This is a genomic window from Pigmentiphaga litoralis (assembly GCF_048632615.1).
In the GTDB taxonomy this organism is placed as follows: Bacteria; Pseudomonadota; Gammaproteobacteria; order Burkholderiales; family Burkholderiaceae_B; genus Pigmentiphaga; species Pigmentiphaga litoralis_B.
The window spans coordinates 4,681,483-4,693,677 of the sequence record NZ_CP184479.1 but is presented as its reverse complement, the minus strand read 5'-3'; the positions used below and the strand labels follow the sequence as shown (position 1 = coordinate 4,693,677).

Below are 12,195 nucleotides of genomic sequence, written 5' to 3'. Positions count from 1 at the left end.
GGCGCACTGGCGCCTCGATGCGTTTCAACGCAAGGAGATTCAGTGCCCGGCACACCTTCCGCTCCCCTCACCCCCTCTTCTTCCCTTCCCGTCCTGGAGCTTCCAGGCACCGTCTGGATCGCGTCCGATCTGCACCTGTGCGAAGAGCTGCCCGCCACGCGCGAAGCCTTCCTGGCTTTCCTGGATGTGGCCGCGAGCGATGCCGACAGCCTGCTGCTGGTGGGCGACGTGTTCGATGCGTGGGTGGGCGACGACGTGATCGACGCGGCACCGGCCTGGCTGGCCGAGATCGTTGCCGGCCTGCGCGCCGCGGCAGCGCGCATACCGGTCTACCTGGGTCCGGGCAACCGCGATTTCCTGATGGGCGACCACCTGGCGCAGGCCACGGGCACGCACCGGCTTCAGGAACCTTCGGTGGTGCACAGCGCCGCTGGTCGCTTCCTGCTGTGCCACGGCGATGGGCTGTGCACGGACGACGTTGCCTACCAGCAATTCCGGACCATGGTGCGCAACCCGGCGTGGCAGGCGCAGTTCCTGTCGCGCTCCCTGCCCGAGCGCCAGGCCATTGCCCGTGACCTGCGCGCCAAGAGCGTGACCGAAAAAAGCCGAAAGGCGGCGGACATCATGGATGTAAACCCCGACGCCGTGGCGCAGGCGCTGCGGGATGCCGGCGTGACGCGGCTGGTGCATGGCCACACCCACCGGCCCGACCGGCACGTTTTTCTGCTGGACGATCAGCGCGCCGAGCGTTGGGTGCTGCCCGACTGGGACCTGGACGACGCCGATGCGCCACGTGGCGGCTGGCTGGTGGCGGACCGCGACGGGTTCGCGTTCAACGACATCGGACTGGACGACTGAGGGAGCTCGCGGTTCGGCGTTCGAGCACTCAGCATTGCCTTCCTGACTGAACTTGAACGCGGCACGCCGCGACGTTTCGACTCCCGCGTCGCACAAACTGTTTCCGTTGCTGCATCAACAATAGCGCCACCTGCAACCTGACTGTCACGCGGGATTCCTATGATCGCTGCACTTGGCCAGCCCGCGCCGCGGACGCCTCATGCACCTGGAATCCCGCCCATGGCACACCGTAGAGACTTCTTTCGCGTTTCCCTTGCCACCACGGCCGCTGTCGGACTGTCGCAGGTGTTGTCCGCCTGCGGCGACGGCATGTCGGAAGCCAACGCGGCCACCGCGCCGAACCCGCTGACCGCCAAGCTCAAGCGCCTGACCAGCGACAGCGTATGGACGCTGTCGCGCGAGACCAAACTGAATTTCATGGCCTACCACCCGCAGGGCCTGTGCCGCGTGGGCGACGCGTTCTATCTGTCCACCGTGGAAATCACCACCGCGCCGACCCGCCTGGATCCGCCCACTGAGTATGACCGCACCACCGGCGCCGGCCGGGGCCACGTGCTCAAGTTCGACATGAACGGCAATCAACAGGGCGATCTGATCGTTGGCGAAGGCACCGTCTACCACCCGGGCGGCATGGATTTCGACGGCGCCAACCTGTGGGTGCCCGCCGCCGAATACCGGCCCAATAGCCAGGCGATCCTGTATAAGGTCGACCCCGCGCAACTCAAGGCGACCAAGCTCTTTACCTATCGCGACCATATCGGCGGCCTGTCGCGCAACACCGACCGCAACACCCTGCATGCCGTGAGCTGGGGTTCGCGCCGCTTCTACCGCTTTGCGCTGGACACCGCGCAGGCTGCCAGTTCCGATGCCGCCGTGCCGCCCGCCGACCTGCGCAAGCTGAATCACGCTTTCTACATCGACTACCAGGACAACCAGTATCTGGGCGATGACGAGATGCTCTACACCGGCCTGACAAGCTTTGCGGCCACGCCGAACAGCAACGCATTCGCGCTGGGGGGCTTCGAAATCGTCAATCTGGAGACCGGCCTGCCCACCCACCAGGTGCCGATCAAGCTGTACGCCCCCAGCCGCCGGCCGATGACGACCAACGCCACCTGGTTCGAAGCAACGGCCACGGGCATTCGCGCGTATTTCGTGCCGGACGACGATACGGCATCGATGTATGTGTACGACGTGGTGGTGTAAGACCGGGCGACAGCGGGACGGCGCCTACGCCGCCCTGCCCGACGCGGGCACGTGCAGCCAGCCGCTCATCAGGCACCGCGCGCTGCGCGGCATGGACGCCCGTTCCAGGACCCAGCCTGACGCGCGCCGAACCACGCTGGCATCGACCGTCAGCACGCCTGACGCATGCCCGATACGGGTGGCGACGCCAGGCAGCGTGCGCGCGACCTGGGACACCAGGGAGCCGGGCAAGGCTGCGGCAGCGGCGGTGGCGATGGCCGCCGGGCCATCCAGCGAGCGCTGCGCCTGGCCGTAAGCGTAGACCCGCGCCAGGACGTCGACATTGGCGTGGGGCACTTCCAGGCCCTGCCCGGTCCGGTAGGCGGACGGGGCAGCGATCCAGACGATGCGCAGGTCGGCCAGCAGGCGTGCCGCGGCGCGTACGCCCGCTGACGCGTTCATGCGCGCTGCGGCCTCGACCCGGACCGTGTCGAGCGCGGCCAGCGCCTTGGCCTGGCGGCGCAGGCCGTCAGGCAGTTCGCGGCCCGTCAGGCCCAGGTCGGTGGCGCGCACGAAGGCGGTGGGCACCCCCGCGTTGAGCAGGGTGACGGGCACGGCGCCCAGGTCGGGCACGTCCAGCATGTCTTGAGGCTGGCCAGTCGGCAGGATGCCGCCCAGGCCTTCGTCCAGATAGTCCAGACGCACGTCGGCCGAGGGGAACGTGGACCCGTCCTCCAGGAACATGCCTTCCTCGATCACGTCGCCGTCCCGAACGACGACATGCGAGCGCAGGCGCCGGCCGGGGTCCGGCTGCCAGACCTGAACGACATTGCTGCCCTCGTGGACCGGCACCAGGCCCTGCTGGACCGCAAACGGCCCGACGCCGCCCGCCAGGGTGCCGCAGCGTGATGACCACACAATGCGTTCGGCGGTGGCGTCGATGTCGCCAAACAGCACGTCCACGTCGGCATCGAGCCGCATTGACTTGCCCACGACCACGACCTTGAGGGGTTCGGCGGCGTCAGTGCCGGCGCCCATCATGGGACAGGCGTCGGGATGCCCGGCCAGGCGCACCAGCAGACGGTCGCGCGCCGCAGGATCGGCCGGCAGGTCGCGCTGATTGAAGAACACCCCGTTGTTCGTGCCGCCGCGCATGACGACGGCGGGAATCTTAACGATGGCCATCAGGAATTTTTCTGGACTGCGCGATCATGGCGGTGCAGACGCCGCGGAACAGGTCGGTTTCTTCCTTGGTCAGGCCGGCGCGCGCGAACAGGTGGCGCATGCGGGGCATGAGCTTCTTCGGATGCTTGGGGTCCAGATAGCGGACCGCGATCAACGCTTCTTCCCAATGGGTCAGCAGCGCCGCCACGGCTTCGCCCGACGCCTTCTCGGCCCTTTCGACCGGGCCGGCCAGCTTTTCCGGACCCAGCAGCGCGTAGCGCAGTTCGTACGCGGCCAGTTGCATGGCCTGCGAGACATTGAGCGACGTGTATTCCGGATTGGCGGGAATGTGGCAGATGCGGTGGCACAGGGCGACGTGGTCGTTGGTCAGGCCCGAACGTTCGGTGCCCACTACGATGGCCACCCGGGGACCGTCGGACGCGGACGGGTCCGCCGCTGACGAGGAAGCCGCCGGGGGCGCGTCGGGGCTGCCGGCTGACCGAGCCAGGAAAGCACCCAGGTGGGCCTGCGTCTGTTCCGCCGCCTGGCGCATGTCGCACACCGGCGGCCCCAGATCCCGGTGGCGCGCCGTCATGGCGAACGCCAGCGTGACGGGCGCCAGGGCGTCCTGCAACGTGTCGCAGATGCGGGCCGCCGCCAGCACGTCCCCCGCGCCGCTGGCGAGCGAGACCGCGTCGGGATGCGTGATCACGTCGGGAATTTTGGGGTTGACCAGGACCAGGTCGGCGAACCCCATGGTTTTCAGGGCGCGTGCCGCCGAGCCCACATTTCCGGGGTGACTGGGCTCGACCATGATGAAAATGACTCGGGAAAGCATGCGTCCTTTACACTAGAGGGGTTTTATTTCGCGTTTCTAGCCAATCGGCCTCTTATGCACCCCATGCTCAACACCGCCGTCAAGGCGGCTCGCCGCGCAGGCGCCATCATCAACCGCGCCAGCCTCGACATCGATCTGGTCAAGGTGTCCCAGAAGGGACCCGGCGATTTCGTCACCGAAGTCGACAAGGCCGCGGAAGCTGCCATCGTCGATATTCTGAAGACGGCATATCCTGACCACGGAATTCTAGCCGAAGAGTCCGGCGAATCCCTTGGCCCGACGGATGCGAAAGGCCAGCAGGAAAACCTGTGGATCATCGATCCCATCGACGGCACCACCAATTTCATCCACGGCCTGCCTATCTACGCCGTGTCGATCGCCCTGATGCAACGCGGCCAGGTCACCCAGGCCGTGGTGTTCGACCCGTCGCGCAATGAACTCTTTACCGCCACGCGCGGCGCCGGTGCGTTCCTGAACGACCGCCGCCTGCGGGTGTCGCGCCGGCTGCGCATGCACGAAGCCCTGATGGGCACCAGCTTCGCGCCGTCGTCCAGCGGCAAGGAACTGGCCCAGGCCATCAAGACCTTCGGCCTGGTGTCCGCCAGCACGTCGGGCGTACGCCGCCTGGGTTCGTCGGTGCTGGACCTCGCCAACGTCGCCGCCGGCCGCCTGGATGCCTACTACGGCATCGGCCTGAAACAGTGGGACATGGCCGCGGCCAGCCTGCTGGTACTGGAAGCCGGTGGCCTGGTCAGCGACTTCGAGGGCGAGCAGAACTGGATGGCGACCGGCAACGTGGTCGCTGCTACCCCGAAAATCTTCCCTTCCTTGTTGTCACTCCTGAAGGAGTGACAACACTCAGGGAAGATTTTCCCGGGAGATCCCCCGCGGCGCTGCGCGCCTCCCCCAGGGGCGGCACCAGCGGACTGGCGAAGCCAGATCCGCGGTGCCCTGGGTCGGGCGCCCAGGCTTGCTGGGGCCGGTGCCTTTCGTGGCGACGGTGGTTAACCCGGCGGCGGTGCCCGAGTCGTAGATTGTGGCTTCGTAGGACATGCTCAGCAGAATGACAGGCACTTCCGTTATCATGCGCGTGCCCTAGGGCAGTTGCACGAGACGCATACTGCGGCACCCGGCAAGGCGCAAAGCGCCAAAGCCGGCCCTCCAGGGCACAGCGGATCTGGCTTTGCCAGTCCGCCAGTGCCGCCCCTGGGGGAGGCGCGCAGCGCCAAGGGGGCCTGGAACGGCGCAAAGCGCCAAGCCGGCCCTCCAGGGCACAGCGGATCTGGCTTTGCCAGTCCGCCAGTGCCGCCCCTGGGGGAGGCGCGTAGCGCCAACGGGGGGCTCCATTCGATTGGTTTTGCGCAGTGCATCAATCGCTCTATGATGACGCCGCGCAGGCACTCTTGCGTGAATTGCTAGGAAGGAATTTGTCCCACCCAAGGCAAGGCGCAAAGCGCCGAGCGCCTCGCTCCAGGGCACCGTGGATCTGGCTTCGCCAGTCCGCCAGTGCCGCCCCTGGGGGAGGCGCGAAGCGCCAAGGGGGCTCACACCATAACCACCGACAAAGGAATTTGCCCCACCGATAGGCAAGGCGCATAGCGCCGAGCCGTCTCGCTCCAGGGCACCGCGGATCTGGCTTTGCCAGTCCGCCAGTGCCGCCCCTGGGGGAGGCGCGACGCGCCAAGGGGGCTCAGCACAGATGACTGAAAACACGCTGTACATGCTCAAGGCATTTTTCCTCGGCTGTATCGAGGGCCTGACGGAATTTCTGCCCGTGTCGAGCACGGGTCACCTGATCCTCTTCGGCAATTGGCTCAACTTCAATTCGGGTGAAGGCAAGGTCTTCGAAGTGGTCATCCAGTTCGGCGCCATTCTGGCCGTCATCTGGATTTTTCGGGAAAAGGTCGCACATATCCTTGTAGGGATTGCGACGGGCGACAAGTTTTCGTTGAAATTTGCCCGCAACATCATCATTGCCTTCCTGCCCTCGGCGGTTATCGGGGTGCTTTTCCTGAAGGTCATCAAGCAGGTGCTGTTCCAGCCGGCGGTGGTTGCGGTGGCGCTGGTCGTCGGTGGGTTTATCATCCTATGGGTGGAGCGGCGGCCTCAGGCCTCGATCAAGACGCAGAACATCTCCGAAATCACCTGGAAACAGGCGTTGCTGGTGGGATGTGCACAGTGTCTGGCGATGATTCCGGGAACCTCGCGCTCTGGTTCCACGATTATTGGTGGTATGGCTGTGGGCCTGAAACGGACCACCGCTACCGAATTTTCCTTTTTCCTTGCGATGCCCACGATGCTGGGCGCTTCGGTCTACGACGCGTACAAGAACCATGCGTTGCTCACTGACAGCGACCTGGCTGCGATTGCCGTCGGCTTCATGGCTGCCTTCTTTGCCGCGTTGCTGGTGGTCCGCGCGCTGATGCGGTTCGTCGCGACCCATACCTACCGGGTGTTTGCCTGGTATCGGATCGCGCTTGGACTGGCCATCGTGGTGTGGATGCTGGTTTAACTCGAGCAATACATGGTCACGATCAAAAGCCGCGTTGTCATCCCGCTTGAGGGATCACAGGCGGCGCCGGAATTCCTGTCGTTCAGCGGTTTCACCAAAGAGCACATTGCCATTGTGTTCCCGAGCGTCACGCCCGGGGTGACACCCCTGGTCCGGGTGCATTCCGAATGCCTGACGGGCGACGTGTTCGGGTCGCAATTGTGCGACTGCGGGCCGCAGCTGCAGGAAGCCATCGACGTGTTTTCACAGGAAGGCGGCGTGCTGCTGTACCTGCGGCAGGAAGGCCGTGGCATTGGCCTGTACGCCAAGCTGTCGGCGTACGCGCTGCAGAAAGAAGGCCTGGATACGTTCGAGGCCAATCGTCATCTGAACCTGCCTGAAGACGCGCGCAGCTTCGAGCCCGCGGCGCAGATGCTCAAGGCCATGGACATCAGCCGCATCCGGCTGCTGACCAATAATCCCGACAAGGCGTCGCAACTGGGCGAGCACGGCATCGAGATCGAAAGCACGATTCCTACCGGGGTCTATCTGAATCCGAACAACCGCCGCTATCTCGAAGCGAAGGTTCGCCACAAACACCACACGATTCCGTTTTGATTCCCGAGCCGCTCGTCCTCCCGGATGTGACCGTCTGGGGTGTGACGGTCACGCAGCACCAGGTGGTGACCACGCTGTCGCTGCTGTGGGCCATTTATCTGGGCGCGGTGGCCATCTGGATCATTCTGCAGAAGCGGTCTCCCGTGTCCACCTTGCTGTGGATCCTGACGCTGGCGCTGCTGCCCTACGCCGGCTTTGGCGTCTATTACTTCTTTGGTCCGCAGCGGCTGCGGCGCCGCCGGCTGAAGCGGCTGCGCAGCCGCATTGCCATCGCTGGCCAGACCGAGGTCGCGCGGCTGAAGGAGTCCCCGCACGACGTGCCCTTGCCGGTCGGCCAGATGATCCGCCTGGGCACCAGCACCAGCGACGTGCCGGTGTCCACCGCGACCGACATGCGCATGCTGGTAGGTGGCGGGCAGACCTACGACGCGTTCCTTAAAGCGATCGACGGCGCAAAGAACCACATCCACATCGAGTTCTACATCTACAACCCGGACCGCATCGGCACCGTCATCCGCGACCGTCTGGTCGCCAAGGCACGCGAAGGCGTGACGGTGCGGTTCCTGGTCGATGCGCTGGGCTCGTCGTCGCTGGGCCGGCATTTCTTGCGTCCACTGCGCGAGGCCGGTGTGCACGTCGCGTTCTTCCACGACGTGAAGATCGGCCGCCGCCTGCGCCCGGTCACGAATTTCCGCAACCACCGCAAGATCCTGGTGGTGGACGGCGTGATCGGGTTCACAGGGGGCATCAATGTGACCGATGACGAAGACGAACGTGTGCGCGACGACGCCTATCACGACATCCACCTGCGGATCGAAGGCGGCGCGGTGCGGTGGCTGCAGATGGTCTTTCTGGAAGACTGGGCCTATTCCACCAGCGAACGGATGGACCCGGACGAGGTCCCTGCCCTGCTTCCGGATACGCCCGCAGGCGGGCATTACCTGCAGATCCTGTGTTCCGGACCCGACGATCCGCGCGAATCGATTCACCGCATGCAGGTGGCGGCCATCAACGCCGCGACTGAACGCGTGTGGCTGACCACGGCCTATTTCGTGCCGACGTCGGCCGCGCTAATGAGCCTGACACTGGCGGCGCTGCGCGGGGTGGACGTGCGGGTGCTGGTGCCCTGCGTCAGTGATTCCCGGGTGGTGACGGCGGCGGCACGGTCCTACTTCGATGAACTGATCGATGCAGGCGTGAAGGTCTGGGAATACCAGGACCGTATGCTGCATTCGAAAACGCTGGTGGTCGACGACACGTATTCCTTCATCGGCACCGCGAACTTCGATCAGCGCAGCTTCGTGCTGAATTTCGAGGTGACGGCGCTGATCTACGGGCCGGTGATGGCCTCCAGCCTGAACCGTCAGTTCGAGATCGACCTGCGCAAGTCCATGCGCGTGCAGGCGCGGCGCAAGGTGTCGCCGCTGCGCCGGCTGGGGGATGCCACGGCAAGGTTGTTTTCACCGGTGCTCTGACGGCGCGGGGCCAGCACGCCCAAGGCGCCGGTTCCGCCCTGCTTCAGTGCTTGCTGACCAGCGGGCTCATCACCCAGTTTTCCGCCAGGTCCAGATCGCGCAGCAGCGTCCGGAAAGTCTCGTCGTTGATCTGGAAGGTTTCCCGCAAGCGATAGATCTCGTTGCGCTCGGCCGTCACCGCGGCCAGCCGAAGCTCGCGTTCGAATTGCCGATGGCGGTTGGCGCGCTGGTTGGTGTCGGCCAGATCGCTTTCGGCATCCACGCGCGCCCGGTACACCGATAGCAGGCTGCCCGAGACTTCTTCGAGCAATTCGGCGTCGGCCTCGCTCAGGCCATGCAGCATCTGATCGTGCGCCTGCTCCACGGCCGCGACGGCTGACTTGGCCAGCAGCAGGCGGGCACGGCGCTCTTCTTTTTCCTGCAGGTTTTCGGCGGGCTGCGGCAATTTGGGCAGCACCATGGGCAGGAAAATACTGGCGACGATCAGCGACGTCAGGATCACGCCGGTCGCCAGGAAGATCATCAGGTCGCGCGCCGGAAACGGGGTCCCGTCGTTCATGACGAGCGGCACCGCCATGACACCGGCCATGGTGATGGAGCCGCGCACCCCGGCCAGCGCGGTTGCCAGCACCAGCCAAAGATTGATGGGCCGATAGGCGCTGCCCAGCACGATGCGGCGGAAGAAGCGCAGGTGCTGCGTGACCCATACCCAGAAGAAGCGCAGGGCGATCAAGGTCAGCGTGATGGCGACCACGTAGCCGAAAAGGTAACTGACCGGCACGTTGCCGGCGGCCACGGCGTCGGCATGGGCCAGGTCGATCACGCTGGGCAATTGCAGGCCCAGCAGGATGAACGTCATGCCATTGAAGATGAATTCCAGCATGGACCACACGCTATTGGTCTGCAGGCGCGTGGCCGAACTGCTGTTATCGGCCGAGTCGGTGTAGGTCATGGTAATGCCGGCGGCCACCGCCGACAGGATGCCCGACAGTTCGAAATGCTCGGCGAACAGGTAGGCCGCAAACGGCGTCAGCAGCAGCAAAGCGACCTGGATCGCCGGTTCGTCGCCGCTCCAGCGCAGCACCTGGCGGCGTGCAAAGCTGAAACCCCAGGCGGTCGCCGCACCCACCATCAGGCCGCCTACCGCAATCACAAAGAAGCTGAAGCTGGCGTCCCAGATCGAGAACACCCCGGTCAGCGCCGCGGCGATCGCAAACTTGAACGCGACCAGGCCCGAAGCGTCGTTCATCAGCGCTTCGCCTTCCAGCAAGTGCTGCAGCTTGGGCGGCAGCTTGCCCTTTCCGGCGATGGCCGACACAGCCAGCGCGTCGGTAGGCGACAGCACGGCGCCCAGCGCGAAGGCCAGCGGCAGCGAGATAGGCGGAATCAGCCAATGGATGAAATAGCCCACCCCCACCACCGTGAACAGGACCAGTCCCAGTGCAAGCGCCAGGATGGGCCGGCCCAGCCGGAAGAATTCCCGTTTGGGAATGCGCCAGCCGTCGGCAAACAGCAGCGGCGGGATGAACAGCAGCAGGAATACATCGGGGTCGAACCGCACGTGCAGTCCGAACAGCGGCAGCGCCAGCACGGCGCCCAGCGCGATCTGGAAGATCGGCAGCGGCAGCTTGATGGGAGACACGCGCGTGACCACGCCAGACAGCGCGACGGCAAGAATGAGGACGAGAACGGTAAAGACGATTTGCATGGCGATCAGAGTGGGCTGACCCGCACCGGGACGGGATCGGGTTCCCCGGCGGCGCCATGGTCGCCGGGGTCGGGTCTACCGGAACGATTGCTCAGCGACCTGTTGGGGATGGGATGGCGCCAAGCAAGTTGTGCGCCTGTGACCCGGGATGATCAGTTCCCCAGCAAGCCCGCCTGATAGGCGGCCACGAAGTCGTCGAAGTTGCCCATTTCCTTTTGTTCCAGCGCGTACTGTTCCGCCAACGAGGCCGCGGCCTGCTCGCGGAACTGCGCGGCCTGCTCTGCCGACGGAGGCTGGGCACGCAGGGCTTGCGCGTGCTGCTGGCTCATCTTCAAGGTGAAGGCATGGAAAGACAGGCCCTCGTCGTGCAGGGCGGCGAGCACCTTGGCCGACGGCGTGTGCGCCGGGTCGTCCAGCTTGATGGTCTGCGCCGCAACGATGTCCTGATGCGCGGTGCCCCCGTGCACGCGATCGAGCAGCGCGGCACAGGCGCCGATGCGATCCAGCAAGTCGCGGCCCCAGGTGTCCAGCGGAGTGGGCGAGCCTTCCTGATTGAGCATAAGCCCCGGCTTGCGGCCTTCCTTGACCACGGTCAGGAAATTGTTGGTGCTGGCCTGGCAATGGCCGGATTCGCCGAACGGCGGGCTGTCTTCCAAAGCGCAGAACAGCAGGAAGGCATCAAGGAAACGCGCGGTGGATTCGGACACCCCCACCGGCGAAAACGGGTCGATGTCCATGCAGCGCACCTCGATGTACTGGACGCCCCGCGTCGCCAGGGCGCGCAAGGGACGTTCACCGCGCCGCGCCACGCGCTTTGGGCGGATGCTGGAGTAGTACTCGTTTTCGATCTGCAGAATGTTGGTGTTGAGCTGGATCCATTCGCCATCGCGGATCGTGCCGTACTTTTCGTACTCGGGCCACGGCTGGCTGACGGCGTCGTACAGCTTGTCCACATAGGTGGCCAGGTCGTTGTAGCAGGGTTTCAGGCCCGCTTGCGCCTTGTTCTGGTACCCCAGATCGCTCATGCGCAGGCTGGTCGCATACGGAAGGTAGAGCGTGTCGTCATCCAGCTGCCGCAACTGGTGCGGCTTGCCCTGCAGAAAGTTGGCCGACAGCGCGGGCGATGCGCCGAACAGATACATCAGCAGCCAGCTGAACCGGTTGAAATTGCGGATCAGCGCGACATACTTGGCCGATTGCAGGTCTTGCGGCGACAGGGTGGCGGCTTCGTCGGGCGTGGCCAGCACCGGCCACAGCGCTTCGGAGAACGAAAAGTTGTAGTGGATCCCGGCAATGCACTGCATGGCCTTGCCATAACGGTACGCCAGGCCGCGGCGGTATACGTACTTGAGCATGCCGGTGTTGGACGAACCGAACCATGCGATCGGAATGTCGGCTTCGGCCGGAAGATGGGCCGGCATTGACTGATTCCACAGGATCTCGTCGCCCAGTTCGGAGTACACGAAGCGATGGATGTCGGTCAGTTCACCCAGCAAGGCGCCGTGGTCGGCATGGGTGCCGGTAATGAGCTCGATCAGCGACTCGGAGTAATCCGTGGTGATCGTCGGGTGCGTCAGGGTTGCGCCAAGCGCACGCGGGTGGGGAGTCAGGGCGAGGTCGCCATGGGGATCGACCCGAAGGCTTTCCCGTTCAATGCCATGCAGACTCTGCGCCAGCAAGGCGCGATGCGCGGGCTGGTCGAGCAGAGCAAGGCGGCTTTCTAGCAGATCGCTCACGTAAATCCTTGAAAGTGCAATGGCGCAGCGGCGGGGCAAGGCCGCGGCGGCACGCACGGGATCGTGCGACGCGGGCGGGGCCGTGCGCGGTGGCGGCTCATTATAGGTGCGCGCCTGGGCGG

10 protein-coding genes are annotated in these 12,195 nt (G+C 65.1%); 6 read left to right on the top strand and 4 right to left on the bottom strand.

The annotated features are described in order from the left end of the window. Positions 1 to 93 precede the first annotated feature (93 nt). The gene (locus tag ACNANG_RS21640; RefSeq protein ID WP_420227625.1) at positions 94 to 858 is read left to right on the top strand and encodes a UDP-2,3-diacylglucosamine diphosphatase; all 765 of its coding nucleotides are present in this window, start codon (positions 94 to 96) and stop codon (positions 856 to 858) included. A 219-nt stretch (positions 859 to 1,077) separates the two neighbouring features. Further along, on the top strand, positions 1,078 to 2,064 hold the full coding sequence (locus ACNANG_RS21635; RefSeq protein WP_420224738.1) for a DUF6454 family protein: 987 nt from the start codon (positions 1,078 to 1,080) through the stop codon (positions 2,062 to 2,064). A gap of 24 nt (positions 2,065 to 2,088) precedes the next feature. Here the strand turns inward: ACNANG_RS21635 and ACNANG_RS21630 are convergent, their stop codons facing one another. Then, on the bottom strand, positions 2,089 to 3,228 hold the full coding sequence (locus ACNANG_RS21630; RefSeq protein WP_420224737.1) for a PrpF domain-containing protein: 1,140 nt from the start codon (positions 3,226 to 3,228) through the stop codon (positions 2,089 to 2,091). Further along, entirely contained in the window at positions 3,215 to 4,021 is an 807-nt protein-coding gene (locus tag ACNANG_RS21625; protein ID WP_420227624.1) for an RNA methyltransferase, read from the bottom strand. Before ACNANG_RS21625 ends, ACNANG_RS21630 begins: the two co-directional genes overlap by 14 nt. 78 nt (positions 4,022 to 4,099) lie before the next feature. On the opposite strand from ACNANG_RS21625, the gene ACNANG_RS21620 reads away from it, so the two are divergent. From ACNANG_RS21620 to cls, 4 genes are all read left to right on the top strand, one after another. Then, entirely contained in the window at positions 4,100 to 4,897 is a 798-nt protein-coding gene (locus tag ACNANG_RS21620; RefSeq protein ID WP_420224736.1) for an inositol monophosphatase family protein, read from the top strand. An 847-nt stretch (positions 4,898 to 5,744) separates the two neighbouring features. After that, positions 5,745 to 6,557 (top strand): undecaprenyl-diphosphate phosphatase, encoded by an 813-nt coding sequence (locus ACNANG_RS21615; protein ID WP_420224735.1) that lies wholly within the window; start codon positions 5,745 to 5,747, stop codon positions 6,555 to 6,557. A 12-nt stretch (positions 6,558 to 6,569) separates the two neighbouring features. Continuing rightward, on the top strand, positions 6,570 to 7,154 hold the full coding sequence (locus tag ACNANG_RS21610; RefSeq protein ID WP_420224734.1) for a GTP cyclohydrolase II: 585 nt from the start codon (positions 6,570 to 6,572) through the stop codon (positions 7,152 to 7,154). Next, positions 7,151 to 8,629 (top strand): cardiolipin synthase, encoded by a 1,479-nt coding sequence (gene cls, locus ACNANG_RS21605; RefSeq protein ID WP_420224733.1) that lies wholly within the window; start codon positions 7,151 to 7,153, stop codon positions 8,627 to 8,629. Before ACNANG_RS21610 ends, cls begins: the two co-directional genes overlap by 4 nt. Before the next feature lie 43 nt (positions 8,630 to 8,672). On the opposite strand, the gene ACNANG_RS21600 is transcribed toward cls, so the two are convergent. After that, complete coding sequence (locus ACNANG_RS21600; protein ID WP_420224732.1) at positions 8,673 to 10,337, bottom strand: Na+/H+ antiporter; 1,665 nt, start codon at positions 10,335 to 10,337, stop codon at positions 8,673 to 8,675. A gap of 152 nt (positions 10,338 to 10,489) precedes the next feature. After that, complete coding sequence (gene gshA / locus ACNANG_RS21595) at positions 10,490 to 12,073, bottom strand: glutamate--cysteine ligase (RefSeq protein ID WP_420224731.1); 1,584 nt, start codon at positions 12,071 to 12,073, stop codon at positions 10,490 to 10,492. Positions 12,074 to 12,195 lie beyond the last annotated feature (122 nt).